Source organism: Leifsonia sp. NPDC056665 (assembly GCF_042791795.1).
Classification (GTDB): domain Bacteria; phylum Actinomycetota; class Actinomycetes; order Actinomycetales; family Microbacteriaceae; genus Leifsonia.
The window spans coordinates 231532-257850 of record NZ_JBHTXK010000002.1 but is presented as its reverse complement, the minus strand read 5'-3'; the positions used below and the strand labels follow the sequence as shown (position 1 = coordinate 257850).

Below are 26319 nucleotides of genomic sequence, written 5' to 3'. Positions count from 1 at the left end.
CCATTAGCGACATTCGTGACGAATCCGCAGGGCCGTTACCGAGTCGTTGTCTTCACTATTTGACGTCAAGACTGAACTTAGCGTTTACTACTTAGGCGCAAGCGACTCAGCCGCGCAGCCGTACCCAGCCCGAACAGCACACCAAGGAGCGACGATGCCGTCGAACGCAGTCATCCTGCAGATGCGCGCCATCACCAAGGAATTCCCGGGAGTGAAGGCGCTCGAAGACGTCTCCCTCACCGTCCACGCCAACGAGATCCACGCCATCTGCGGCGAGAACGGCGCGGGCAAGTCCACGCTGATGAAAGTCCTCTCCGGCGTGTACCCGTTCGGGACTTATACGGGCGACATCGTCTATCAGGGCGAAGTCATGCGCTTCAAGGACATCAAGTCCTCCGAGCAGCGCGGCATCGTGATCATCCACCAGGAGCTCGCGCTGATCCCCGAGCTCTCGATCACCGAGAACATCTTCCTCGGCAACGAGCCCGGTCGCGGCGGCGTCATCGACTGGAGCGCGGCCAAGCGCCGCGCCGTCGAGCTGCTCGCGCGCGTCGGCCTGAACGACGACCCGGACACCCAGATCAAGAACATCGGCGTCGGCAAGCAGCAGCTCGTCGAGATCGCCAAGGCGCTGAACAAGGACGTCAAGCTCCTCATCCTCGACGAGCCGACGGCCGCGCTCAACGAGGCCGAGTCCGCCCACCTGCTCGACCTGATCGTCGGCCTCAAGCACAAGGGCGTCAGCTCGATCATCATCAGCCACAAGCTCAACGAGATCGAGAAGGTCGCCGACCAGATCACGATCATCCGCGACGGCCGGGCGATCGAGACCCTCGACGTGAAGGGCGACGGCGTGGACGAGGATCGCATCATCCGCGGGATGGTCGGCCGCACGCTCGAGAGCCGCTTCCCCGACCGCACGCCGAACATCGGCGACGTCCTCTTCGAGGTGCGCGACTGGGTCGTGCAGCACCCGCAGGTCGCCGACCGGCTCGTGGTGAAGAACTCCAGCTTCACCGTCCGCCGCGGCGAGATCGTCGGCTTCGCCGGCCTCATGGGCGCCGGCCGCACCGAGCTCGCGATGAGCGTCTTCGGCCGCTCGTACGGCACCTTCGTCTCGGGCGAGATCTACAAGGATGGCAAGCAGATCCAGGTCCGCACCGTGTCGGAGGCCATCGACAACGGCCTCGCGTACGTGAGCGAGGACCGCAAGGTGCTCGGCCTCAACCTCCTGGACGACATCAAGCAGTCGATCGTCGCCGCCAAGCTGAAGAAGATCGCGAAGCGCGGCGTCGTGAACGACCAGCAGGAGTACGCGGTCGCGGACGAGTACCGCAAGAGCCTCCGGATCAAGACCCCGGACGTCGACCGCGGTGTCGCGACCCTCTCGGGCGGCAACCAGCAGAAGGTCGTGCTGGCGAAGTGGATGTTCACCGACCCGGACATCCTCATCCTCGACGAGCCCACCCGCGGCATCGACGTCGGCGCCAAGTACGAGATCTACGGCATCATCCAGGCGCTCGCCGCTCAGGGGAAGGGCGTCATCGTCATCTCCTCCGAGCTGCCCGAGCTGCTCGGCATCTCGGACCGCATCTACACGATCTTCGAGGGGCAGATCACCAACGAGCTCCCCATCAGCGAAGCCACCCCCGAAACGCTCCTGAAGAGCATGACCTCCGCCAAGAAGAAGGCCACCCGATAATGACGACTCAGATCGAAGAGAAGAAGAAGTCCGGCGGTATCCGCGACCTCGGCAAGATGTTCGGCGGCGGCCAGTCCACCGGTCGCCAGTTCGGCATCCTGGGCGCGCTCGTCGTCATCGTGCTGCTGTTCGAGATCCTGACCGGCGGCAAGACCCTCGACCCGGTCAACCTGATCAACCTGGTCAACCAGAACGCGTACGTGCTGGTGCTGGCGATCGGCATGGTCATGGTGATCATCGCCGGCCACATCGACCTGTCGGTCGGCTCGGTGGCGGCAGTCGTCGGCATCATCGTCGCGCAGTCGATGACGCAGTGGAACTTCCCGTGGCCGCTCGCGATCGTGCTCGGCCTCGCCGTCGGCGCCGTGATCGGAGCCTGGCAGGGCTGGTGGGTCGCCTACGTCGGCGTCCCCGCGTTCATCGTGACCCTCGCGGGCATGCTGATCTTCCGCGGCCTCAACCAGCTCATCGGAAACGCGAACACCATCCCGGTCCCGGACGGCTTCACGTTCATCGGCGGCGGCTTCCTCCCCGAGTGGGGCCCGGACACCGGCTACAACAACTCCACGCTGCTGCTCGGCATCGTCATCGCCGTCGTCATCGCGCTGCTGGAGGTCCGCACCCGCCGCAGCCAGTCGAGGATGGGCTCCGACAAGGCGCCGCTGTGGGTGAGCGTCTTCAAGGTCGTCGTGCTCGACGCCGTCGTGATCTACTTCACGTTCCTGTTCGCGGGAGGCCGCGTCGGCACCTCGTTCCCGGTCTCGGGCATCATCCTCGGCGTCCTGATCATCCTCTACTCGTTCGTCACCCGGAGCACGATCTTCGGCCGCCACATCTACGCGGTCGGCGGCAACTCGCACGCCGCCGAGCTGTCCGGCGTCAAGATCAAGCGCGTCAACTTCTACGTGATGATGAACATGTCCGTGCTCGCTGCGCTGGCCGGCATGATCGCCGTCGCCCGCTCGATCTCCTCCGGTCCGCAGGACGGCCTCGGCTGGGAGCTCGACGCCATCGCCGCCGTCTTCATCGGTGGCGCCGCGGTCTCCGGCGGCATCGGAACCGTCGCCGGCTCGATCGTCGGTGGTCTCGTCATCGCGGTCCTCAATAACGGCCTCCAGCTCCTCGGAGTGACGAGCGACTGGGTGCAGATCATCAAGGGCCTCGTCCTCCTGATCGCCGTCGGCATCGACGTCTACTCGCACCGCCGCGGCGGCCCCTCGCTGATCGGGCGCCTGCTCGGCGGCCGCGGCCGCAGGGAGTCCGCGGTCGACGCGGCCGGCGCCGAGCAGCCCGCCGTGCTCCCCACGTCCGACCCCGCCGAGGACTCGGCGCGGTCGCTGACCTCCTGACCCGCACCTCCCTTCCCGAACCCTGCACCATCACAACCAGAGAAAGAGATAAGAATGCGCAAGATCGCACTCGCGACCGTGGCGGTCGCTGCAGCCGCCGCGCTGGCCCTGTCGGGCTGCTCGAGCCGTGACGGCTCCGGCACGGCGTCCACCGCCTCCGGCTTCGCCAAGGACGCCTCCATCGGCGTCGCCCTCCCGACCAAGACGTCGGAGAACTGGGTTCTCGCCGGTGGCCTGTTCACCGACGGCCTCAAGGCGGCCGGCTTCAAGGGCGACGTGCAGTACGCAGGTGGCTCCGGCGTCTCCGACCAGCAGTCGCAGATCCAGTCGATGATCACCAACGGCGCCAAGGTCGTCATCATCGGCGCCGTCGACGGTGGCCAGCTCGCCGCGCAGGCCAAGGCCGCGCACGACGCCGGCGCGACCGTCATCGCGTACGACCGCCTCATCCTCAACACCAAGGACGTCGACTACTACGTCGCGTACGACAACGAGAAGGTCGGCGAGCTGCAGGGCCAGGCCCTCCTCGACGGCATGAAGGCCAAGTACCCGGGCAAGACCAAGTTCAACATCGAGCTGTTCTCCGGCTCGCCCGACGACGCCAACTCGAAGGTCTTCTTCGACGGCGCCATGAAGGTCCTTCAGCCGAAGATCGACGACGGCACGCTGAAGGTCGTCTCCGGTGAGACCGACATCAAGCAGACCGCGACCCAGGGCTGGCTGCCGGCGAACGCGCAGACCCGCATGGACACGCTGCTCGCGAAGAGCTACGGCTCGACCGAGCTCGACGGCGTCCTGTCGCCGAACGACACCCTGGCCCGCGCCATCATCACCTCGGTGAAGGGCGCCGGCAAGGCGGTCCCGATCGTCACCGGTCAGGACTCGGAGGCCGAGTCGGTCAAGTCCATCATGGCGGGCGAGCAGTACTCGACCATCAACAAGGACACCCGCAACCTGGTCAAGCAGGCCATCGACATGGTCAAGGACCTGCAGGCGGGCAAGAAGCCGGCGACGAACGACGACAAGTCGTACAACAACGGCGCCAAGGTCGTCCCGGCCTTCCTCCTGAAGCCGATCATCGTCACCAAGGCGAACGCGGCGGAGGCCTACGCCAACGACCCGACCCTGGAGCCGCTGACCAAGTAGTCGGCGCCGCTCTCGGGCAGCTGTAGACAGAGCAGAAGGCCGGTCCCCGTTCGGGACCGGCCTTCTGTGTCCCCCCCTGGACAGTTCCCCCCGGGACTTCCCCCTCTGGCGGCCTGGATCTCACGTTAGGACGCGCGCGGGGTCGCGGCATCAGGGCCACCACGGATATCCGTACCCGTGGTGACCCTGATCGCCGGTGGGGGTCCCGTCCTCGAAACGGGGGTCACAGCGTGTCGAGGACCTCCCCGATGCGCGTCACATAGTCGTCGATGAGCGTGACAGCGGCGCGACCGTCGCGGCGTGCGGTGGCCTCGCGGAGGTCGCGGGCGAAGCGCTCGAGGGCGAGCGGGTCGAGGCGCCCGTGCAGCTTACGGCCGAGCCGCCTGACCTGGGGGAGCACATTGCCGAGCGTGCGGATGCGGACGTCGTTGTCCTCGATCCGGGCGAACGCCACGACGAGCTGCGCGAAGACGGTGACGAACCGGGCGGTGTCGTCGTTCGCAGCCGCGGCGACGAGCTCGGCCTGGATGTCGCCGATCAGCTCGTCGTCGTCGGCCTCCCAGAGCGGGAGCCCGCGTAACGCCGCGCCGGCCCACAGGTCGCCGGCGACCTGTACGGACTCGAGGACGCCGTGGATGTCGAACTGGGCCACGCGCGTGAAGCGGTTGCGCTCCATCTCGACGAGGCCCTGCTCGGCGAGCCGATCGAGCGCGTGGCGGATGGGGGTGCGGGAGATCCCCAGCCACTCGACGAGGTCGACGTCGCGGAGGCGCTCACCCGGTTCGAGGGTGCCGTCCATGATGGCGGCTTCGATGCGCACGTAGGCCTCTTCGGAGAGGGAGATGCGGGCGACGTGGTCGGTGGGCATGGGCATGGTCGGGTGCTCCTGGGTCGGGGGTGGAACGAGCAGTTTGCTCTGGTCAGATGCTTACTGGTAATCTATAAATATACCAGAGCAAAACTGAGTTCATGAAACGAGTTCCCCCATGACCCTCGAAGAACTCCGCCAGCGCTTCCCATCGCTCGCGGCCGACCGGCGCCTCCTCCGAAACGATGTCTACGCGGTACTCCTCGCCGGCATCATCACAGGAGACCTCGCACCAGGCGAGCGCCTCAAAGACGGAGAGCTCACCGACGCGCTCCGCGTCTCCCGCACCCCGGTGCGCGAGGCGATAGGCAGGCTGCAGCAGGTCGGCCTGATCCGCACGGCCCCCAACCGCTACACCCTGGTGTCGCCCCTCGAGATCCGCGAGATCGTCGACGTCATCGGCGTGCTGCGCCTCCTGATGCCCCGGGCGATCCGCCACGCGGTCCACGGTGTCGATGTGGACACGGAGCTGGAGCTGACGGTCGTGGCCGAGCGGCTCGAGCGCGAGAGCGACGGAGCGGGCGACACCTCGCCGATCGACGCGTTCCGGCGCTCGACCGCGGCCATCCTGGCCGTGATCCCCGACCGCGTGCTCGCCGAGACGATCGAGAACCTCATTCCGCGCTTCGTCCGCTACGTCACACTGTCGGACGAGGGCGCGGCGGCGGTGTCGCGGGAGCGCGTCCTCGACTTCGTGCGGGCGGTGGTCCTGGGCGACGAGAAGGCGGCGGCGGTGCTGGAAGAGATGCTCCTCGAGCTCTCCGAGGTGCTCAGTCCGCGCGTCGGCGGAGCCGGCTGAGCACGGCCGCCGGGAACACCATCAGCAGGAGCGCGAGCACCAGCAGGATCCCGGCGCCCGCGACGATCGCCGCGGTGAGGCCCAGCGTCACATCGAAGACGAAGAACACCACGCCGGAGGTCAGCAGGGCCACGAGGGCCAGGTTGATCCTCAGCAGCCGGTTGGCGATGGCGACGGACTGCGCCTTCTCGTGATGCCGGAAGAGCTGGCGGTGCAGCGCCACCGGTGCGAGCCCGAGCGCGGTGCTGCCGGCGGCGAACACGACGAGGACCAGGTAGAAGCCGACCTGGAACGCGTCCAGCGTGCCGAAGCGCGCCTGGAACGCGATCGCGAGCAGGAAGCCGCTGATGAGCTGGGTGCCCGTCTGGGTGACCCGGAGCTCCTGCAGGATCTCGTTCCAGTTGCGGTCGGCGCGCTGGGTCGCCGACTCCGGGCGCCCGTCGTCCGGGTCGATGTCGTCCCGGCCCGGCGGCTGCGGGTCGGGCGGCTGCGTGGCCGGCGTCCGTGAGTCCGGCGGCTGCGGGTCCGGCGTCTGCGGGTCCGGCGGCTGGGTCATCGCTCCATCGTCGTCCGGGGAGGAGACCCGCGCAACGGGTGGACTCCCTGCGCCGCCAGTGCAGCGCGGTAGAACCGCACGAGGTCGGCGGCGCTGGGCCGCTTCGCCGCCATCGTCGCCGTGTCCGACCTCCGTGCGGCCATGTGATGCCGCCACGACTCGGCGGCGCAGCGGTGGTCCCACGCGACGGCCGCCGCGGCCTCCAGCGTGCGGCACCAGCCGATCAGCTCCCGGCCGTCCGAGCCCGGCGCCCAGGTGACGACGCGATACCAGACGTCCGGCCGGTTCAGGTCGCCGAACGCGAACCGCCGGACGACCGCGTACGGCGTGCCGAGGGCACCCTGGCTCAGCACCCATTCCGAGGGCTGGGCGTTCGCCACGGGATGCCAGGATACGGTCACGTCAGAACGTTAGAGACGGCCGCCGACACCGGCGGAGCCCCCGGCTCGTGGGGCCCCGGGCCTCAGGTCAGCAGCCGGATGAGCGCCGCGACGACGGCAGCCGCGGGCACCACCACGATGAACGGCACACGCAGCGCGTACAGCCCCGCGGCGATGGCGATCGCGGGCAGCCGCGCATCCAGATGCAGCGACTGCCCGGCGCCGAAGGTCTGCACGCAGATCAACGCGGCGAGCAGGGCGGCCGTCAGCAGGTCGCTCGTGCGCGCGACGACGGGATGGTCGAGCGCCTTGGGCGGGACCAGCCAGCCCACGGCTTTGAGCGCGAGCACGGCGATCGAGCCGAGCAGGATGATGTTCCAGGTCGTCACGGCTCGACCTCCCGCTCCATCGGGATCGGGTCGGGATGCGGCCGGTCGTCGCCCCGGCCGAACAGGTTGAGGACGCCGAACACGATGGCGACGACCGCTGCCGCGAGCACGGGCAGTCCCGGCATGAGGACGGGCGTCAGCAGCGTCGCGACGAACCCGGCGGCCACGGCGACCGCCTGGGTCTGGCGCGCCTTCAGCCGCGGCCAGAGGAGCCCGAGGAACGCTGCGGCCGCGGCCGCATCCAGGCCATACGCCTTCACGTCGCCGATCAGGTTGCCGAGGAGCGCCCCGGCGAGCGTCATCAGGTTCCAGCCGAGGTAGACGACGAGGCCGGTCACCCAGAATCCGATGCGCTGTGCGCGCGGCTCGGTCTGGGCGGTGGCGACCGCCGTGGACTCGTCGATGGTGAGCTGGGTGGCCGCGGTCCGCCTCCAGAAACCGGGGCCGATGATGCGCGACAGGCGCAGCGCGTAGAAGGAGTTGCGCACGCCGAGGAGGGCGGCGGAGGCGATGGCCGTGCCGCCGGCGGCGACCCCGCCCGACGCGAGCACACCGATGAGGGCGAACTGCGATCCGCCGCTGAACATGACGAGGCTGAGGACGCACGCCTGCCACACGTCGAGTCCCGACGCGGTCGCGAGCGCGCCGAACGAGATGCCGTACAGCGCCGTCGCGACGCCGACCGCCCAGCCGGAGCGGGCGGCGGCGCGCTCCTGTTCGGTGCGGGGTCGGCGTGCCATTCTGACGAGACTAGCGGGCCCAGACAATGCCTAGCGGGCAGAGCCGGCGCCTACCGGGCGGCGCCGGCGCCCGGCCGGAACAGGCGCGCGACCATGTCCTCCGCCGTGGTGTCGCCGAGCGTCCACGGCTGGAAGATGACGCGGTTCACGATCGGGGCGATCACGACGTCCATCACGTCGTCCTCGGTCACGTCGGCCTCCGGGTGCCGCGCGAGCAGCATCTCGGCCTCCGTTCGCCGGTTGCGGAGGCAGTCGGAGGTGCGCTCTCCCGCCGCGCCCGCGCCGCCGCGCAGCAGGGCCGCGTTGACCGGCTTGCGGAAGTGGGTGACGATCCCGCTCGCCCAGTCGGTGAGGTCGTCGCGCAGGTCGCCGCGGTCGGCGAGCGGACGGTCGGGGTCGAGGTGGTACGTGGCGATGTCGTTGAGGAGGGTCGGGAGGTCGCCCCAGCGCCGGTAGATGCTGGTCGGGTTGACCCCGGCGCGCTCGGCGATCATCGGCACGGTGACGCGCTCGCTGCCCTTCTCTCGGACGAGCTCCTCGACGGCGGTGCGCACGCTGTGGATGACCGCGGCGCTGCGTCCGCCCGTCCGCTTCGACGGTGTGGTCGTAATCATGGGAATAGCTTAAAGCAAAGATTGTTGCTTTTTACCAGACCGCGCTTTATAGTCCATTAAAGCAATGAAATTTGCTTTTAGGAGGCCGACATGTCCACTGCAGGGGAGAGCTGCCCGACGCTCGAGCGCCCGACGCTGGCGACCGGGTCGACCGCCGCAACCAGGCCGCGCGCGCTGCGGCTGCGCCCGACCGCCGCGTTCACCGGCACCGCCCTGGCGTTCGTCGCCGTAGCGCTGGCCGTCGGCGCGCCCAGCCCGCTGTTCGTCCTGTACCAGCAGGAGTGGGGCTTCCCGTCCTGGCTGCTGACGGTCGCCTTCGCGATCTACGCGGTGACGCTGCTGATCACGCTGCTCGTCGCCGGCTCCCTGTCCGACCACATCGGCCGTCGTCCCGTGCTGGTCGGCGCGCTCGCGCTCCAGATCGCGGCGATGCTGATGTTCCTGTTCTCGAAGGACATCGGGTCGATCATCGCCGCCCGCTCGGTGCAGGGCGTCGCCACCGGCGCCGCGATGAGCACCTTCACCGCCTCCCTGGTCGAGCTGGCCCCCGAGCGGCAGAAGAAGCTCGGCGCGACCATCGGCTCGACGGCCCCGGTCGGCGGCATCGCGCTCGGTGCGTTCTTCACCGGGCTGGCCGTCCAGTTCACGGCCCAGCCGACGACGCTGGTCTTCGTGACGCTGGTGCTGCTGTTCGCCGCGGGCATCCTCGTCGTGCTGGCGTCGCCGGAGACTGTCGCGGCCCGTCCTGGCGCTCTGCGCTCGCTGACGCCGCGGCTGTTCATCCCGCGTGCCGCGCGCGGCGAGTTCGTGGCGGCGCTGCCGCTCTTCCTCGCGACCTGGATGCTCGCCGGGCTGTTCATCGGGCTGTCCCCGTCGATCCTGCACGGCGTCTTCCACCTGGACTCCGGCCTCCTGAACGGCGCGATCGTCGCCGTTCCGCCCGCGGTCGGCGCTGTCGCCGGGCTGCTGCTGACCCGCGCGCCGGCGCGGACCACGACGGTCTGGGCGATGGCGGCGATCATGGCCGGGATCGCGTTGACCGCCATCGGGATCGGCGCCGGCCTCCTGCCCGTGCTGTTCGCAGGCGCGGTCGTCGCGGGAGCGGGCTTCGGCGCGGGATTCTCGGCGATGCTGCGGATCATCGCCCCGCTCGCGCCGAACGACCAGCGCGCCGAGCTGTTCGCCGGGGTCTTCCTGGTGAGCTACCTGGCCTACGGCGTCCCCGCGCTGGCGGCGGGCGAGCTGATCGGCGTCATCGGTCTGCTGCCCACCGCGCTCGGCTACGCGGCGGCCATCGCCGTCGCCGCCGCGGTGGCGATGGTGGTCCAGATCGTGAAGTCGGCGCGCGGCGTGCGTGCCGAGGCGGCGGCCTCCGCGGAGCCCGCGTTCACGCCAGGTCGATGAGCACCTTGCCCACGGCGCCGTCCTTCACGGCGTCGTGGGCGGCGGCCGTCTCCTCCAGTGAGAAGCGGGTGATCGGGAGGCCGTGCTCGGCGCCCACAGGCAGCGCTCCCGCCGCGACGGCAGCCGACACCGCCCGCACCGCGGCCGCCTTGGCCTCCGGCGCGACCGTGTAGGTGAGCAGGAACTGCCAGCGCAGGTTCTTCTGCATCGCCGGTCGGATCGGCATCGTCACCGCGGTCGAGCCGGGAGCGTCGGCGTAGACCGCGATCGTGGCGCCACGGGCGGCGACCTTCGTGTCGAGCTCGGCGTTGGCGCTGGCGTTGACCTCCACGACGATGTCGACGCCGCGCGGGGCGAGCGCTCCGATCGCCTCGGCGGTGTCCGGCTCGCGGTAGTTGACGACGTGGTGGGAGCCCGCGGCGCGCGCGAGCTCGGCCTTCTCGTGGCTGCTGACGGTCGCGATCACCGTGGCGCCCGCCCAGACGGCGAGCTGGATGGCCGCGTGGCCGACCGCTCCCGCGCCTCCCGCGACGAGCACCGTCCGCCCGTCGAGCGTGCCCGGCGCGAGTTCTGCTGCCACGCCCTCGTGCGCCGTGAGCGCGCGGTGCGCCGTGAGCGCGGGGATGCCGAGCGAGGCTCCGACGTCGAAGCCCACACCCTCCGGCAGCGGCACGACGAGCGACTCCGGGAGGACGACGAGCTCCTGGGCGGTGCCGTCCGGTCGCTGGTACGCGGCATCCCACACCCAGACCCGGTCGCCGGGGCGGACCGTGGTGACGCCCGCGCCGACCTCGTCGACCACTCCGGCGCCGTCCTGGTTCGGCACCTGTGCACGTGGGAGGTCGGCCGGGCCGCTGCCCTGGCGCGCCTTCCAGTCGGTCGGGTTGACGCCGGAGACGTGGATGCGCACGCGCACCTCGCCGTCGCCGGGGTGCGGCTCGGCGCGCTCGCCGAGGACGAGGACGTCGGAGTCGCCGGTCGAGGTGTAGCTGACAGCCTTCATGGCTCAAGCCAACCACGCGACGGCGCCTGTCGTCAGCCCGCGGAGCAGGCTCCAGAACTGATCGGCGCCGCGCCGACCGAGGCGAGCACCGGGTGGAGCTCGTCCAGGGTCAGCGCGTAGCCGGTCTGCGGGTCGATGGTGGAGCGGGCGAAGACGACGCCGACGACGTCGCCCGCCTGGTCGAGCAGCGGGCCGCCGGAGTTGCCGGGGCGGATCGTGCCGCGCAGCGAGTAGATCTGCCGCTCCACCGCGCCGCTCTGGTAGATGTCCGTCCCGCGGGCGGTGACCTGGTCGCGGACGCGCTGCGGGCTGATCGTGAACGGTCCGTCACCTGGGTAGCCGGCCGCGTACGCCGAATCGCCCGCGCCCAGGTTCTGGCCGAGGTGCAGCGCAGGCGCCCGGAGGTCGGTGACGTCGAGCACGGCCAGGTCGCGCTCCGGGTCGAACGCCACGAGCGTGGCCCGGTCGACCGTCGTGCCGCCGGACTCCCGGACCACGACGGACGAGGCGCCGGCGACGACGTGCGCGTTGGTGACCACGCGGCCCGGCTGCACGACCCAGCCGCTGCCTTCCGAGTCCACGCCGCAGGCGGGCTTCGACGCGAGAATGGTGACGGTGGACTGCTGCGCCGAGGCGACCGCGGCGGGGACGTTCGGGTCGGGCGCGCCGATCGTCTTGATCGACTCGCCGCCCTCGAAGACCTTCGGGAGGCCGGCACCCGCGAGGGCGTCGTCCACAGCCCCGAGCACGGTCGAGGAGGGGATCGGCGCGATGCTGTTCAGGGTGGAGACGACCTGCGACGAGTTCGCGGCCTGCACCACGGTCGCGAGGCTGGTGGCCATCGCGAAGCCGGCGACGAGCCAGACGACGACGGCCCAGGTGACGAAGCCGAGGACCGCCCCGATCAGGGAGTCCACCCACTTGACCGGCCCGTGCCGGAGCACCTTGCCGATCACCGACGCCGCCGCGGTCGCCAGCGCGTAGACGATGCCGGCGCACACGACCAGGACCACCGCGGCCACGATCGAGCGCTGGCTGACGCCGGTCAGCCCGGAGGCGGCCATCCAGTTCACGACCATCGGCGCCAGCAGGAGTCCGAGCGAGAGCCCCACTCCGAGCCCGATCAGCGCCCCCGCGGCGCGGATGGCGCCATTGCTCCACCCCGCCGCCATCGCGAGGACGGCGAGCACGAGCAGCACGACGTCGACCACGATCTCCACGGCTCTCACGATGCCCCACCAGGCTGGGCGCGGGCTGGGGTACAGATGTACGGAACCGGAAACCTGGATGTGCGTGGGTATATTACGAGGGACGCCGGGTTCCCGACCCGAGCGTGGAGGAGGATGCCGTGCCGAAGGGAGCGAACCTCCCGGCGATCGCCGCGTTCAACGAGACCGTGGTGCTGGACGCCGTGCGCCGCTCGGAGGCCGGCCTCAGCCGCGTCGAGCTCGCCTCGGTCACGGGCTTGTCGGCGCAGACAGTGACGAACGTGACCCGCCGGCTGCTCGGCCAGGGGCTGATCCGGGAGGCCGGAAAGCAGAGCGAGGGCAGCCCGGGCAAGCCGCGAACCCTGCTCCGCCTCGACCCCGCCGGCGCCTACGCGGTCGGCGTGCACCTGGACCCCACCGTGATCACCTGCGTGCTCCTCGACCTGGAGGGCGAGGTGGTCGAGCACCTGCGCCGGCCGTCCCCTCCGGACGGTGACGCGAAGGCGACGCTCGCCGTCATCCTGGAGGCAATCCGCGTGCTGCTCGCAACCCCGGGCGTCGACGCGTCCCGGGTGATCGGGGTGGGCGTCGCCGCCCCCGGCCCTCTCGACACCGAGACGGGCGTCGTCGTCCGTCCGCCGCTCATCCCCGGCTGGAACGACTTCCACCTCCGCGACGAGCTCACCGCCGCGACCGGCCTCCCCTCGCTGGTCGCGAAGGACGTGATCAGCGCGGCCGTGGCCGAGCGCTGGCGCGACCCCGCCGGCGCCAGCAAGGACTACGCGTTCGTCTACTACGGCACGGGCGCCGGCATCGGCCTGGTTCTCGGCGGCGAGGTCTACACCGGCTCGACCGACAACGCGGGCGACGCGGGCCACGCGCTGGTGGACCCGGGCGGAGCGCTGTGCGCGTGCGGCCGCCGCGGGTGCTGGGGCGAGTCGGTGAGGCCGCAGCGGCTGGTGATCCAGGGGCTGTGGGCCGGAGTGCTGACGGCGCCGGCGGGGTTGTCGGTCGTCGATGGGGTCGATCTGGACCTCGACGTGGAGGTCGTCGACGCGCTCTTCACCCAGCTGACCGAGGCCGCCGACGCCGGCGACGAGCGCGCAGCGGCGATCATCGACCGCTCCATCCGCAACACGGCGTTCTACCTGTCGAACCTCACGGCCCTGCTCGACCTGGACCGCGTGGTGTTCGGCGGCCCGTCGTGGTCGCGGGTCGAGCGGCGCTACCTCGCCCAGCTCGACGACCGCCTCGCCGAGATCGACATGGGGATACTGACCCATCCGGTGCTGCTGGAGGGGAGTGCTGTGGGGGAGGACGTGGCGGCGGTGGGGGCGGCGTGTCTGGTGCTTAATGAGACGTTCTCGCCGCGGGTGGGGCGAGGGTGAGCAATCTCTAATTTTTATAGAGAAATTTTACGTTTGGGAGCCGACTCTATAGGTTGACATTTCAGCAGCCAACGACGGCGCTGAAACGAATGGAGTCCATCCGATGAGGAAGATGACGAAGACGATGGTGGTCGGGGCGCTGGCCCTGGGTTTGGTCGCAAGTGGCGTGAGCGCGGCATCTGCTTCCACTGCGGCGGCGACGGAGCGGATGACCACGGCAGCCAGAGTCATGAGTGACCGGTTCGACGGTGAGGAGCTGTTCCGCGGCGTCGTCTTCGGCCAGGGTAAAGCGGGCCGGGTGCTCGGCGACCTGACGGCCCCGGTGCAGATCACGCGTGAGGTCGAAAGCGAAATCGACCGAATCGTCGCCGACGTTCGGGCTGAGGATCCCGGGTTCATCGCTCAGTTCGCCGCGCAGGCCCAGAGTGGCGACGTCATTCAGGTAAGGGATGCGTTCGCCGGCCTGGGTCGAGCGCTTGACACCACTCTGGACAACCTGGGTTACCCGGACGGCTCGAATACCGCCACCGTGACGCCGCGATGCATTCAGGTGGTGCTCTTCGCCGTTGGCGCTCTGGTGTACGCGGGAGCCGCGATTCTGCAGGTCGCTGCAGTCGCAGTTTCGGTCTGGTACGCAGGCCCGCGGTCTCCGGAAGGGCAGCCGCAGCTCTCCTACGAGAAGTGGATCGCGGAGGCTACCCTTCGACTCGCACGCTGATGAGCGACCTGACGCTTCCTCGGCGGCGGGTCACGATTTTCGCCTTGGCGTTGGCCGCATTCTGGGTGCTCGTGGGCGGATTCGTTTATCTGACGAATCAACCCGAAAACGTACTGACAACGTCATGGCAGCTCGCGGCGAAGACCTCCGTTCAGACCGTCATGCCCGAGCAGTGGGGATTCTTCACCCGCTCGCCGAGGGAAGACGAACTGCTGCCGTACCGCCAGAACGCGGGACAGTGGTCGTCGGCATCGGCATATCCGCACAGCCAGGCGCAGTACTTCTTCGGGTGGAATCGAGTCTCGCGGGCCCAGGGAATCGAGATCGGCATGCTCTTCACAGAAGTCGCAGGTCGGGAGTGGCGTCCGTGCTCGGCGGACTCGTCCATCACGACGTGCCTGGAGGCGAGCGCCTCGGACGCGGAATGGACTCGCGTGGCGAACCGCTCACCCGAGCCGACGCTGTGCGGTCGCACGGCGATTTCACGGGCACTGCCGCCGCCGTGGGCATGGGCCAATATCGGGCAGGCGAAGCAGGATGTGTCGGTGATCTACCTGGATGTGGCATGTTGAGCTTCGCTGACCGGATCGTCGCACGGACGCTGGCACGGGACGTGTGGACAGCCAACATCGCGCTCGCCCGGACGCTGATCGCTTTGTCGGGGATAGGCACCCTTCTCGCCTCTTCCATATCCACTCTGATTCGACCGGCGGCAGGTGTGGATCAGTTATTCTGCGCGGGCCCGGCGGCGTTCAGTATGTGGTGCGTGACGCCGGCGGGCGGCCACGAGGCGGCGCGATGGGTGGGCATTCTCATCCTCGCCGTCGCGGCCGCTGGCTGGCGTCCCCGCTACACTGCCCTTCCTCTGTGGTGGGTGCTCTTCGGAAACCAGGCGTCGCTCACCGTCGTCGACGGCGGGGACCAGATCGCCGCCGTGCTTGCGTTGCTGCTGATCCCGCTCTCGGTGACCGACAGCCGACGATGGCATTGGGCGCGTGTCGACGACTCTCGCCCGCGCAAGCATCCGTACGCGGTGATGACGGCACACATAGCGCTCGGGGTTTTGCGGGTTCAGGTGGCGTACATCTATATCAACGCGTGCCTCGCCAAGCTCGCTGTCCCCGAATGGCTCGACGGTTCAGCGGTCTATTACTGGCTTCGTGACCCGATGTTCGGGCCTGCGGGTCCTCTGCGGTCCGTGACGGACTGGCTCCTTGCGCAGCCAATACCTGTCGCGGCGGTCACTTGGGGGACCCTCTTGCTCGAGTTCGCCCTCGGCATCGCAATATTCCTGCCGGTGCGCGCGCGGCTGATCCTTCTCCCTCTGGGCGGCGCCTTGCACTTCGCGATCGCCGTGACGATGGGGCTGTGGAGCTTCGCGTTCACGATGTGGGCGGCGTTGCTCATCCTGCTCTGGCCAGAGGGCGATCTGCTCGGCTCTGCTGGTCGTCGCATACGGCTCGCCGTGCAACAGCGCCGGGGTCCGGCGGTTGAAGACGCCATCCCACGGCTATAGTTTTTTCGGTGCAGTTACGATATGTTAGTCAGGCTTGATCGGGCGTCGCCCATTGGGCTGGCTGAGCAGATCGCTGATTCCATCCGGACGGACATCCGCGACGGTGTCCTCTCGGCTGGAGAGAAGCTTCCGGCGGCGAGGGAGTTGGCGGATGGACTCGGGGTCAACATTCACACCGTGCTGCGCGCATACTCCATTCTCAGCGTGGCTCGCTTGATCGAAGTGCGCAGAGGACAAGGAGCTCGCGTTCTACCAGCGCCCGCACCGCTGCCAAGCGATGTTTCGAGAGCTGTCGATGCGCTCGTTCGTGGAGCGGCTGGGCGGGGTGTCTCCCGTCAGCAGTTGGTCAGATACCTGGAGGAGTTGTTATGAACGGCACGGCGGGTGAGCGGGCTGCCACGCTGCGGATGATCGCCGCTGCCGCTCTCGTGACACTTCCCGTCCTCGCGATCGTGTGGTCGGTCGTGGCGTGGTGGTCGATCCTGCCTGCGGAACTTCCGTCCCAATGGTCCCGAGACAAGGTCGTCTCGCACCTCCCCACGCTCGCTTTCGCGATCAGCGCCCTCGTGATCGCCGCAACCTCTGCCGCATTCTCCTGGCACGCTGCACTGAGCCCGATGAGCTACGACCACCACCGCCGCACGTTCCTCATCTCGGGCTCGGTCGCTGCAACCGCGACCGCGGCTTGGCTGATCAGTGGCGGCCTCGCCAGTCATCCAGATCAGGGAATCGGCGCCAATGGATTCTGGGCCATTGCCGCTCTGTTCTATGGGTTGGCGCCGTTTGCTGTGGCGCCGGCGAACTCATCCTCCGACAGCGTCAGTGAAGGCGTGGATCTGGAGCTCACCCCAAGCGAGTCCGTAGCCTGGTCGCACAGCCAGTCGGTGCCGCTCTTCGTCTGCACATCGGTAGTCTGCCTCCTCGCGGCCGGCGGTTTCGGCTTCGTGCCGATGATGTTGGCGGGCGTTGATGCCTCGAACGTCGGCGCGGCGATCGTCATGTCGGTCCTCGCTCTGACGTCGTACGCGTTCGCCCGAATCCGGGTGACCGTAGATCGTCGTGGTCTGCATGCGCGGTCGGCGACTCTCGGGATCACGCTCGTATCGGTTGCCCTCGCTGATGTGGCCGCAGCGGAGACGATCATCCTGGAGCCCTTGCGTTGGGGCGGGTGGGGATACCGTGCGGGCCTCCACGGCAGAGCGCTCGTCCTTCGCTCGGGCCCGGCGATCGTAGTCACCCTGCGGAATGGAACAGATGTCGCCGTAACGACGGCTTCCGCTGAACAAGCAGTGAGCGTGCTTCGAGCACTTCTTCTTCGGGGTGCTGACTGAAGCGTCGGGGTCTCACCACGCCCCCACCCGAGGGCAGACCGTCGATTTCCCGCACCCTCTTTACTTATAAATCAATTTGATTTATAAATTACGAAGAGTCCGCGGCATGGGAGCCGGAGGACCCCAATGCAAAGGAGCATCGATGAAGCGAAGCAGGGTTGTGGTCGCAGCAGTCGCCGCCGCCGCGCTCGTCGCACTGGCGGGCTGTTCGTCGTCGTCCGGCGGTGGTGACGGCAAGACCATCAAGGTCGCCTTCCAGGATTTCGGGTCGGACATCATGGCCAACTTCATGAACAAGGCCAAGACCGACTTCGAGAAGGCCAATCCCGGCACCAAGGTCGACCTGGTGCCCATCAAGGCCGCGGAGAACGACTACTACACCAAGCTCGCTCTCATGAACCGGGCCGCCACCACCGCGCCTGACGTGATGAGCGAGGACACCTTCCTCATCCGCGCCGACGCCCAGGCCGGGTACCTCGCGCCGCTCGACTCCTACGTCTCCAAGTGGTCGGACTGGTCCAACTTCTTCGACAACGCCAAGGACGCGGGCAAGGGCGACGACGGCAAGGTGTACGGCATCCCCACCGGGACCGACACCCGCGGGCTCTGGTACAACAAGCAGATCTTCGCCAAGGCCGGCATCCCCACGCCGTGGCAGCCGAAGAACTGGCAGGACGTCATCAGCGCGGCCAAGAAGATCAAGGCCGCCGACCCCGGCGTCATCCCGCTCAACATCTTCTCCGGCAAAGCCGCGGGTGAGGCCAGCTCGATGCAGGGCTTCGAGATGCTCATGTACGGGGCGAGCCAGAAGGGCCTCTACGACGACTCCAACTCCAAGTGGATCACCGGCTCGAAGGCGTTCACCGACGCGCTCGACGTGATCAAGGAGGTCTACCAGGGCGGCCTCGGCCCGAGCCAGGAGGTCACCAGCGACACCAACTACCAGAACACGATCAACAACGAGCTGGTGCCGCAGGGCAAGCTGGCCATCAACCTCGACGGCTCCTGGGCCTCCAACGCGTGGCTGCCCACCGGCGCCACCCCGTGGGCCGACTGGGACAAGGTGATGGGCACGGCGAAGATGCCGACGCAGAACGGCAGCGCGCCCGGCTCGATCAGCCTCTCCGGCGGCTGGACGTTCTCGATGGGCTCCAAGAGCTCGGCGAAGGACACGGCCTGGAAGTTCATCACCTTCGTGACCGACAAGCAGCGCTCGCTCGAGTACAACATCAACACGGCCGGCATCCCGGTACGCAAGGACGTCGCGGACGACGAGAAGTACAAGACGTCCAACCCGACGTCGGAGTTCTTCTCCTCGCTGGTCGCGGTCACCAAGTTCCGCCCGGCGACCCCGGACTACCCGAAGATCTCCAACGGCATCCAGGTGGCGATGGAGTCGGTGATGACCGGGCAGGCCACGCCGGCGCAGGCGGCCAAGACCTACGACGACTCGGTCGTGGGGATCGTCGGTAAGGACAAGACGGAGTCGAAGTAACGTGACCTCCACTCTGGATGCCGTCGGCACCGACGCGCGCGGCCGGACCACCCCGGTCCGGCCGCCGCGCGGTCCGAGGACACGTTCGCGCGCACACGCCCGGCGCTCACTCGCCCGGGCCGTCCCCCTGATCCCGGCGATCGGCCTGCTGGTCGTCTTCCTGGTCGGGCCGATCCTGTCGTCGTTCTACGGCTCGTTCACCAACATGTCGCTCACCGGTTCGGCGGCGGCGTCGGCGCAGTGGGTGGGCCTCCAGAACTACATCGACCTGTTCAAGAGTCCGGACTTCCCGGTCTCGGTCTGGCTGACCCTGGTCTTCCTGATCGGCTCGGCGGTCATCGGCCAGAACGTTGTCGGCATGGTGCTCGCCCTGCTGATGCGCAGCGGCAGCCGGTGGGTCGGGGCGCTCGTCTCGACCTTCGTGGTCGGCGCGTGGGTGCTGCCGGAGATCGTGGCGGCGTTCGCGTCGTACGCCTTCTTCAGCCAGCACGGCACGCTCAACGCGATCCTCGCCGGGTTCGGCATCGTCGGGCCGTCGTGGCTGTTCGCCTTCCCGATGCTGTCGATCATCCTCGCCAACACCTGGCGCGGCGCAGCCTTCTCGATGCTGGTCTACTCGGCGGCGCTGCAGGAGGTGCCGCCGGAGATCACGGAAGCGGCGGAGGTCGACGGCGCCAACGGGGCCAAGCGGTTCTTCCTCGTGACGCTGCCGATGATCCGCCGCAGCATCTCGACCAACCTCATGCTCATCACCCTCCAGACGCTCTCGGTCTTCACGCTCATCTACGTGATGACCGGCGGCGGACCTGGCAACAAGAGCATGACCCTGCCGGTGCTGGCCTACCAGGAGGCGTTCAAGTTCTCCGAGCTCGGCTACGGCACCGCGATCGCGACCATCCTGCTGCTCGTCGGGGCGGTCTTCGCGATCGTCTACGTGCGCGCCCTCAAGACGGAGGTGGACTGATGAGACTCTCGTCGCCCAACGGCATCGCCCTCAAGTGGACGGCCAACGTCCTCCTGCTGCTCATCGGCGTGGTCTTCGTGCTGCCGCTGGTGTGGGTGGTGCTGGCCTCGTTCGACGGGGGCGCGACCCTCTCGGTCGCGTGGCCGAAGCAGTGGACGCTGGAGAACTTCCAGAAGGTGCTCACGCCCGAGCTGGCGTTCGTGCCGCTGTGGAACAGCCTCCTGCTGTCGGCCGGGTGCGCGATCCTCACCGTGGTCATCGCGGTGCTCGCCGCCTACCCGCTGTCGCGCTACCGCAACCGGTTCAACCGGCCGTTCCTCTACGCGATCCTGTTCGGGACCTGCCTGCCGATCACCGCGATGATGGTGCCGGTCTACAGCTTGTTCGTGTCGCTCAACCTGATCGACTCGCTGGGTGGGACGATCCTGTTCATGGCGGCGTCATCGCTCCCCATGGCCATCTGGATGACGAAGAACTTCGTCGACTCCGTGCCGATCTCCCTGGAGGAGGCGGCCTGGGTCGACGGCGCGTCCAGCATGAAGACCCTGTGGACCGTCGTGGTGCCGCTCGTGCGGCCGGGGATCGCGGTGGTGTTCATCTACGTGTTCGTCGCCGCGTGGGGCAACTTCTTCGTCCCGTTCGTGCTGCTGCTCAGTCCGGGCAACCAGCCGGCCGCCGTGAGCATCTTCACGTTCTTCGGGCAGTACGGCGCGGTCGCCTACGGCCAGCTCGCCGCGTACTCGCTCATCTACTCCGTGCCCGTCATCGCGCTCTACGTGATCGTGTCCCGTGCGCTGGGCGGCTCGTCCGCGCTCGCCGGGGCCGTCAAGGGCTAGCCGTACCTCTTATATAGAAGGAGTCCTCCTTGTACCAGCAGAACCAGCTCGCCGAGTTGCGGGTCGACCGTTTCGTCCGCGAGCGCCTGGCGCCCGCCCTCGAGCGGGCGTCCGTCCCGGTGACCGTGGAGGCGTGGGAGGTGCCGGACGAGCCGGTGCCCTTCGCCCAGGCGATGGAGGGCGCCTTCGAGCCGTTCGCCGTCGGGAGGCCGTGGGGGCGGCCGTGGGGCACGGTCTGGTTCCGCGTGACCGGGACGGTCCCGGCCGAGTGGGAGGCCACCGCCGATGAGGTGGAGCTGGTCGTCGACCTCGGGTTCACCGCCGGCCAGGTCGGCTTCCAGGCGGAGGGGCTGGTCTGGGCGACGGACGGCGCGATCGTCAAGGCACTGGAGCCGCTCAACAACTACGTGCGGCTCCAGGCGGCTCCAGGGGAGTCGTTCGAGCTGTTCGTGGAGGCGGCCTCCAACCCCGACGTGGGGTCGGACTGGTCGTTCCGGCCGACGCCGGTCGGCCGGAAGTCGACGGCGCCGACGGACTCCATCTACACACTGCGGCGGGTGGACGTCGTCCACCGCGACCGGGAGGTGTGGGAGCTGATCCAGGACATCTTCACGGTGCGGGGCCTGGCCGCCGAGCTCCCGGCGACCTCGCCGCGCCGGGCCGCGCTGTTCGCCGCGCTGGAGGACGCAGTGACCGCGGTCGACCCGTTCGACGTCGGCGCGACCGCCTCGGCCGGTCGCGCGGCGCTTGCGGACGTGCTGGCATCGCCGGCGGCTGCGACGGCGCACCGGGTGTTCGCGGTGGGCCACGCGCACATCGACTCCGCCTGGCTGTGGCCGGTGCGCGAGACGATCCGCAAGTGCGCGCGGACGTTCTCCAACGTCCTCGACCTGATGGACCAGGACCCGGACTTCGTGTTCGCGTGCTCCTCGGCGCAGCAGTTCGCGTGGATGCAGCAGTTCTACCCCGAGCTTTTCGAGCGCATCCGCGTGCGGGTCGCTGAAGGCCGCTTCGTGCCGGTCGGCGGGATGTGGGTCGAGTCGGACACCAATATGCCCGGCTCGGAGGCGATGGCCCGCCAGTTCGTGGAGGGCAAGCGGTTCTTCCTGGAGGAGCTCGGCTACGAGCCGCGCGAGGTCTGGCTGCCCGACTCGTTCGGCTACTCGGGCGCCCTGCCGCAGATCGCGCGCGAGGCCGGGATGGACTACTTCCTCACCCAGAAGATCTCGTGGAACGAGACCAATACGTTTCCGCACCACACCTTCGAGTGGGAGGGCATCGACGGCACGCGCATCTTCACGCACTTCCCGCCGGTCGACACCTACAACTCCATCCTCTCCGGGGGAGAGCTCGCGCACGCCGAGCAGAACTTCGCCGACAAGGGCCGGGCGAACACCTCCCTCGTCCCGTTCGGGTTCGGCGACGGCGGCGGCGGCCCGACCCGCGAGATGGTCGCCGCAGCCGCGCGCACGGCCGACCTGGAGGGCTCGCCGACCGTCCGGGTCGCGGCGCCGTCCGCGTTCTTCGCCGCCGCGCGCGCCGAGTTCGACCCGGCGCCGGTGTGGGCGGGGGAGCTCTACCTGGAGTTCCACCGCGGCACCTACACCTCGCAGGCGCGCACCAAGCAGGGCAACCGCCGCAGCGAGGCGCTGCTCCACGAGGCCGAGTTGTGGGCCGCGACCGCAGCGGTCCGGGCCGGCGCGGCGTATCCGGCGGAGGAGCTGCGGGAGGTCTGGCGGACGGTGCTGCTGCAGCAGTTCCACGACATCCTGCCCGGGTCGTCCATCGGCTGGGTGCACGACCAGGCCGTCGAGAACTACGCCGAAGTGGCGCGCAGCCTGGAGGACGTGATCGGGAGGTCGCTGGCGGCGCTCGCCGCGGGCGCGGCCGATCGCGGGGCCGTCGCCAACGCCTCGCCCTACACCGTGGACGGGATCGCGCCCGGTGCCATCGGCGTCCCGGCCCGAGGCTCCGACGCCCGCGTCGAGCGCGACGGCGACGGCCTCCGGCTGGTCAACGACCGCATCGCGGTCACGGTCGACGCCGAGGGCCTCATCCCCTCGATCGTGGAGCTCGCGACCGGCCGGGAGGTGGTCCCCGCGGGCACCCGCGCCAACCTCCTCCAGCTCTTCCGGGACACCCCCACGCAGTGGGACGCCTGGGACGTCGACATCGAGTACCGGCTCGCAGGGGAGGACCTCACGCGGGTGGAGTCCCTCGAGGTCGCCGCCGAGACGCCCGAGTCGGTGTCGCTGCGTCTGGTCCGCCGCTTCGGCGCCTCAACGGTGACGCAGACGCTGACCCTCGCCGCCGGGTCGCCCGCGCTCGACATCGAGACCCACGTCGACTGGCACGAGCGCCAGCGGATGCTGAAGCTCGGCTTCCCGGTCGACGTCCACACGACCTCGGCGCGCTCGGAGATCCAGTTCGGGCACATCGAGCGGCCGACGCACACCAACACCAGCTGGGACGTCGCCCGGTTCGAGACCAGCGCGCACCGCTGGGTGCACGTGGCGGAGCCCGGCTTCGGCGTCGGCGTCGCCAACGACGCGACCTACGGCCACGACATCACCCGGCACGAGCGCGAGGGAGGCGGCACCTACTCGCTGGTGCGGCAGACCCTCCTGCGCGCGCCGCTCTTCCCTGACCCGGAGGCCGACCAGGGCGAGCACACCCTGCGCAGCTCCCTCGTGGTCGGCGGCGTGGACGCGGCGATCGAGACGGGCTACCGGCTCAACCTCCCGCTGCGGCCGGCCGCCGCCTCGATCGAGCCGCTCGTCGCCTCCTCGTCGGCGGGCGTCGTGGTCGAGACCGTCAAGCTCGCCGAGGACGGCTCGGGCGACGTCGTCGTGCGGCTGTACGAGGCGCACGGCTCGCGGGCCTCGACCACGCTCGCGGTCGGCTTCCCGTACGAGCGGATCGAGCGCACCGACCTGCTCGAGCGTGTGACCGGAGACGCCGGGAGGACGCTCGCGCTCCGGCCCTTCGAACTCGTCACGCTGCGGTTCGTCCGCAGCTGACCCAGACCGCCCGCCCCGGGCCGCGCGAACCCCGGGGCGGGCAACATCACCCATCTCCACCGTTCTGATCCCGAACGGGGGGCGCGTAATGCGGGCATTACATACTCTTCGCCCGGTTAGTCTTTCCAACGTGGCGGTCGGTATGTGGCGCAGGCGGGTGCTCGTGGTAGAGGACCACGCCCTGATGCGTTCGCTCGTGGCCGACGCCTTCGCGCAGCGCGGGTTCGAGATCACCGCGGCGCCCTCCGCGGTGGACGCGCTACGGCTCGTGGACGACGCCGACCCCGACCTGCTCGTGACCGACATCGACCTCGGCTCCCGGCCCAACGGCGTGGAGCTGGCGACGATCGTCCGGGAGCGCGCCCCGCACGTCGCGGTGATGTTCCTCAGCAACCTGTCGCGGGAGGCCGCGGCAGCCCAGGCCCGCGACACCGTCGAGGGCGCCTCCTTCGTCAACAAGGGCGCGATCGGGTCGGTCGCCGAGCTGGTCGACGCCGCGGAGGCCGTCCTGGCGGACCGGCCCGTCGAGCACCTGACCGGCACGACCGGCTCGCAGGGCGCCCTCCTGCGGCTGAGCCCCGCCCAGCGCGAGACCACCCGGCTGCTCGCCGCCGGCCTCACGAACGCGGAGATCGCACGCCGGCGCGGCGTCTCGGTGCGGGCGGTCGAGAAGAGCGTCGAGCGCGTCTTCCAGGCGCTCGGCCTCACCCGAGACGACGGCATCGCCCCGCGGGTGGCAGCCGCGACCCTCTACACGGCGACGTTCGGCGACCCGGGGTCGGGGTTGTGAAGCCGTCCGTCGCGTCGAGGATCCGGCGCATCGTCGCCCAGGCGACAGGCCGTCACGCCATCACCTGGTGGACGTGGCTGATCACGGCCCCGGTCGCGCTGACCGTGATGTCGGGGCTGCAGTACGTCACCGGCGGCCCTTCGGCGGTCGTCGCGGTGGCCTCCGTCGAACACCTGGGGGTCGGCCTCCTCCTGCTCGTGGGCTGGGCGCTGCTGCGTGTCATGCCGGCCCCGGTGCGCGCGGCGACGGTGATCGCCGTGTTCGCTGTGATCGGCGTCCTCCGTCCCGTCCTCTTCCTCGCCGCCGGATGGGTGCTGGGCATCCCTGCCGCCGCCGGTGATTTCGGCGGACGGATGGCGATCAACCTGGTGACGACTGTCGCCGTGTTCTCCCTCATCGCCATCGCGGTCCAGCTCGTCGAAGACCATCTCGGCGTCTATCGACGGCTGCGCGCGGCGCAGGAGGCGTCGGCTCGCGATGCACTGCTGGCGGCGGACCGTGCGCGCGCTCTGCGGGACTCCGCCCTGGACGCCGTCTCCGAAGGGCTGGAGCGTGCCACCGTCGCGGCCGAGAGCCGCGGGATCCGTCCGGTCGACGCGGCGAACCTGCTCCGCGAGGTGGCCGAGCAGATCGTGCGACCGGCCAGCCACCGGGTCTTCGACGCCGACGCCCCAGCAGGGGAGGAGTCCGAAGCCGGCCGCGTGCGCAAGCACGACTGGATCGCATCGGTTCTCGGCGGGATGCAGGCCGCCCCTCCGCTCCTGCTCGCGGTGCTGTTCGCGGTGATGGTGCTCCCGTTCGGCGTCTGGCAGTACGGCCTGTTCTTCTGCCTCCCCCCGCTGTTGTGCGGCCTCCTCGTGATGTGGGGAGGGAACGTGCTGCTGGGGCTCGCGGCGACGCGGACTCCGCCCGCGCTGCGTGCGGTGGCCCTCGCGATCGGTTACGTCCTGATCGGTCTGCTGCTCTCGGCGAGCAGCGAGGTCACGGTCCGCCTCATGGGCGGCGATCCCGAGCGGGTCTGGTTCGAGGCTGCCTCGTATTGGCTGGTCGGCCTCGGGGTCGCCTTCGTCGCCTCGCTCACGGCCCAGGTGCGCCGGGATCAGAGCGAGCTCGAGGAGGCGGTCCAGGACAACATCCGCGCGGCGGCCGCCATTCGAGGCGCCTTCGAGACGGAGCGGGCCGCGCTCGCGAGACTGCTGCATTCGGGAGTCCAGTCCGAGCTGATCGCCTCCGCGCTCGCCCTGGCAGCGGGGCCGTCGGCGGATGCGTCGGCCGAGCTGCGCAGAGTGGTGTCGAGCATCCGTGCCGAGCTGAGCGCGCCGCGCGTGGAGCCGGACGCCGCCGAGCGGATCGCTGCGCTGGTCGAGAGCTGGGCGTGCGCCATCCCGCTGCGGTCGTCGTTCGGCGACGACGTCTGGGAGCGCCTCCGCGAGCCCGGGCGCGCCGCCGCGGTGATCGACACGATCTCGGAGGGCCTGGCCAACGCGGTGCGCCACGGCGACGGGTCGGAGGTCACGCTCGACGTGCTCGCTGCGCCCGGTGACGGCGTCTCGGTCATGATCGTCTCCGGAGGGGCGCTGTCCGCCGCCGTGCCGGGGATCGGGCTCCGTCAGCTGGCCGAGCGCGGGGTCGTCGCACTGCAGGAGGCCGCCGGCCGCGTCGAGCTCGCCGTGGCGATTCCCTGACATCCCGTCGGGCGGGCGAACGTCAGTCGTACCAGCCGTACCCGGCGGGGTCTGAGTGGACTCGCAGGGTTACCTTCGAGGTGATCGGAGCCCGCATCCGTCTTGGTCAGGGCCGGGGTGTTTCCGCGCGACCCGAACGCGCGGGATGCGCCCCGCCCCCGGCTTCCCGCGGCATTCTCCGGCTGTCCGCTTTCCTGCGCGAGTTCGTCCGTCCGCCGGCGTCACGCCCAGAATTGGTTCGATCTATTCGTCTGCATTGATAGAACGTTCAGCGGAAATTTGATAAGAATGATCGGTACGCCTGAACGCGTCGTCCCCCCGCGACGCTCGGACCCGACCGTCCCAGGCGAGTTCAGTTCTTCCCAGGAAGGCCAGTTTGCCCGAGTCCTCTGCCCCTTTGCGGCCTCGCCGCAGTACT

At 69.3% G+C, this 26319-nt stretch carries 25 protein-coding genes; 17 read left to right on the top strand and 8 right to left on the bottom strand.

What is annotated here, in order from left to right; all coding sequences use genetic code 11:
* The first annotated feature begins 154 nt into the window (after nt 1-154).
* Genes mmsA through ACFQ9V_RS03490 form a run of 3 tightly spaced genes read left to right on the top strand, consistent with a single transcriptional unit; the run spans nt 155 to nt 4197 of the window.
* Complete coding sequence (gene mmsA, locus ACFQ9V_RS03500) at nt 155-1702, top strand: multiple monosaccharide ABC transporter ATP-binding protein (protein WP_382457788.1); 1548 nt, start codon at nt 155-157, stop codon at nt 1700-1702.
* Nucleotides 1702-3051 (top strand): multiple monosaccharide ABC transporter permease, encoded by a 1350-nt coding sequence (mmsB, locus tag ACFQ9V_RS03495; RefSeq protein ID WP_382457787.1) that lies wholly within the window; start codon nt 1702-1704, stop codon nt 3049-3051. The genes mmsA and mmsB overlap by 1 nt, the downstream gene beginning before the upstream one ends.
* Before the next feature lie 54 nt (nt 3052-3105).
* Nucleotides 3106-4197: a substrate-binding domain-containing protein gene (locus tag ACFQ9V_RS03490; protein ID WP_382457786.1), complete on the top strand. Its 1092-nt coding sequence runs from the start codon at nt 3106-3108 to the stop codon at nt 4195-4197.
* 223 nt (nt 4198-4420) lie between these two features.
* Here ACFQ9V_RS03490 and ACFQ9V_RS03485 read toward each other — a convergent pair whose 3' ends face one another.
* Nucleotides 4421-5071 (bottom strand): GntR family transcriptional regulator, encoded by a 651-nt coding sequence (locus tag ACFQ9V_RS03485; RefSeq protein WP_382457785.1) that lies wholly within the window; start codon nt 5069-5071, stop codon nt 4421-4423.
* 112 nt (nt 5072-5183) lie between these two features.
* On the opposite strand from ACFQ9V_RS03485, the gene ACFQ9V_RS03480 reads away from it, so the two are divergent.
* On the top strand, nt 5184-5864 hold the full coding sequence (locus tag ACFQ9V_RS03480; RefSeq protein ID WP_382457784.1) for a GntR family transcriptional regulator: 681 nt from the start codon (nt 5184-5186) through the stop codon (nt 5862-5864).
* Here ACFQ9V_RS03480 and ACFQ9V_RS03475 read toward each other — a convergent pair.
* The 5 genes from ACFQ9V_RS03475 to ACFQ9V_RS03455 form a co-directional block, all read right to left on the bottom strand.
* Nucleotides 5836-6420, bottom strand: coding sequence for a DUF6328 family protein (locus ACFQ9V_RS03475; protein ID WP_382457783.1), 585 nt, complete (start codon nt 6418-6420; stop codon nt 5836-5838). The genes ACFQ9V_RS03480 and ACFQ9V_RS03475 overlap by 29 nt on opposite strands.
* The gene (locus ACFQ9V_RS03470; protein ID WP_382457782.1) at nt 6417-6821 is read right to left on the bottom strand and encodes a hypothetical protein; all 405 of its coding nucleotides are present in this window, start codon (nt 6819-6821) and stop codon (nt 6417-6419) included. Before ACFQ9V_RS03470 ends, ACFQ9V_RS03475 begins: the two co-directional genes overlap by 4 nt.
* Before the next feature lie 62 nt (nt 6822-6883).
* Nucleotides 6884-7189 carry an AzlD domain-containing protein gene (locus ACFQ9V_RS03465; protein WP_382457781.1) on the bottom strand — a complete coding sequence of 102 codons (306 nt, stop codon included), beginning with the start codon at nt 7187-7189 and terminating at the stop codon, nt 6884-6886.
* On the bottom strand, nt 7186-7929 hold the full coding sequence (locus tag ACFQ9V_RS03460; protein ID WP_382457780.1) for an AzlC family ABC transporter permease: 744 nt from the start codon (nt 7927-7929) through the stop codon (nt 7186-7188). The genes ACFQ9V_RS03465 and ACFQ9V_RS03460 overlap by 4 nt, the downstream gene beginning before the upstream one ends.
* 50 nt (nt 7930-7979) lie before the next feature.
* Nucleotides 7980-8543, bottom strand: coding sequence for a TetR/AcrR family transcriptional regulator (locus ACFQ9V_RS03455; RefSeq protein ID WP_382457779.1), 564 nt, complete (start codon nt 8541-8543; stop codon nt 7980-7982).
* A 90-nt stretch (nt 8544-8633) separates the two neighbouring features.
* On the opposite strand from ACFQ9V_RS03455, the gene ACFQ9V_RS03450 reads away from it, so the two are divergent.
* On the top strand, nt 8634-9947 hold the full coding sequence (locus ACFQ9V_RS03450) for an MFS transporter (RefSeq protein WP_382457778.1): 1314 nt from the start codon (nt 8634-8636) through the stop codon (nt 9945-9947).
* Here the strand turns inward: ACFQ9V_RS03450 and ACFQ9V_RS03445 are convergent.
* Nucleotides 9931-10950, bottom strand: a complete 1020-nt coding sequence (locus ACFQ9V_RS03445; RefSeq protein WP_382457777.1) for an NADPH:quinone reductase — start codon at nt 10948-10950, stop codon at nt 9931-9933. The two genes, ACFQ9V_RS03450 and ACFQ9V_RS03445, sit on opposite strands and share 17 nt — an antisense overlap.
* 32 nt (nt 10951-10982) lie before the next feature.
* Nucleotides 10983-12170, bottom strand: coding sequence for a MarP family serine protease (locus ACFQ9V_RS03440; protein ID WP_382457776.1), 1188 nt, complete (start codon nt 12168-12170; stop codon nt 10983-10985).
* A 128-nt stretch (nt 12171-12298) separates the two neighbouring features.
* Here ACFQ9V_RS03440 and ACFQ9V_RS03435 point away from each other — a divergent pair, with 128 nt between their 5' ends.
* From ACFQ9V_RS03435 to ACFQ9V_RS03380, 12 genes are all read left to right on the top strand, one after another.
* Nucleotides 12299-13546, top strand: coding sequence for an ROK family protein (locus ACFQ9V_RS03435; protein ID WP_382457775.1), 1248 nt, complete (start codon nt 12299-12301; stop codon nt 13544-13546).
* Between the two features lie 112 nt (nt 13547-13658).
* Nucleotides 13659-14264, top strand: coding sequence for a hypothetical protein (locus ACFQ9V_RS03430; protein ID WP_382457774.1), 606 nt, complete (start codon nt 13659-13661; stop codon nt 14262-14264).
* Entirely contained in the window at nt 14264-14836 is a 573-nt protein-coding gene (locus tag ACFQ9V_RS03425; protein WP_382457773.1) for an SdpA family antimicrobial peptide system protein, read from the top strand. The genes ACFQ9V_RS03430 and ACFQ9V_RS03425 overlap by 1 nt, the downstream gene beginning before the upstream one ends.
* Nucleotides 14830-15780, top strand: coding sequence for a sporulation-delaying protein SdpB family protein (locus tag ACFQ9V_RS03420; RefSeq protein ID WP_382457772.1), 951 nt, complete (start codon nt 14830-14832; stop codon nt 15778-15780). Before ACFQ9V_RS03425 ends, ACFQ9V_RS03420 begins: the two co-directional genes overlap by 7 nt.
* Before the next feature lie 21 nt (nt 15781-15801).
* Complete coding sequence (locus ACFQ9V_RS03415; RefSeq protein ID WP_382457771.1) at nt 15802-16152, top strand: GntR family transcriptional regulator; 351 nt, start codon at nt 15802-15804, stop codon at nt 16150-16152.
* Entirely contained in the window at nt 16149-17111 is a 963-nt protein-coding gene (locus tag ACFQ9V_RS03410) for a hypothetical protein (RefSeq protein ID WP_382457770.1), read from the top strand. Before ACFQ9V_RS03415 ends, ACFQ9V_RS03410 begins: the two co-directional genes overlap by 4 nt.
* A gap of 142 nt (nt 17112-17253) precedes the next feature.
* Nucleotides 17254-18606: an extracellular solute-binding protein gene (locus ACFQ9V_RS03405; RefSeq protein WP_382457769.1), complete on the top strand. Its 1353-nt coding sequence runs from the start codon at nt 17254-17256 to the stop codon at nt 18604-18606.
* 1 nt (nt 18607) lies between these two features.
* Nucleotides 18608-19570, top strand: coding sequence for a carbohydrate ABC transporter permease (locus tag ACFQ9V_RS03400; RefSeq protein ID WP_382457768.1), 963 nt, complete (start codon nt 18608-18610; stop codon nt 19568-19570).
* A complete protein-coding gene (locus tag ACFQ9V_RS03395) occupies nt 19570-20406 on the top strand; it encodes a carbohydrate ABC transporter permease (RefSeq protein WP_382457767.1) in 837 nt (278 codons plus the stop codon). The genes ACFQ9V_RS03400 and ACFQ9V_RS03395 overlap by 1 nt, the downstream gene beginning before the upstream one ends.
* Nucleotides 20407-20435: 29 nt before the next feature.
* Entirely contained in the window at nt 20436-23426 is a 2991-nt protein-coding gene (locus ACFQ9V_RS03390; protein ID WP_382457766.1) for an alpha-mannosidase, read from the top strand.
* Nucleotides 23427-23556: 130 nt separating this feature from the next.
* Nucleotides 23557-24216 carry a DNA-binding response regulator gene (locus ACFQ9V_RS03385; protein ID WP_382457765.1) on the top strand — a complete coding sequence of 220 codons (660 nt, stop codon included), beginning with the start codon at nt 23557-23559 and terminating at the stop codon, nt 24214-24216.
* On the top strand, nt 24213-25901 hold the full coding sequence (locus ACFQ9V_RS03380; protein ID WP_382457764.1) for a hypothetical protein: 1689 nt from the start codon (nt 24213-24215) through the stop codon (nt 25899-25901). Before ACFQ9V_RS03385 ends, ACFQ9V_RS03380 begins: the two co-directional genes overlap by 4 nt.
* The last annotated feature ends 418 nt before the right edge of the window (nt 25902-26319 follow it).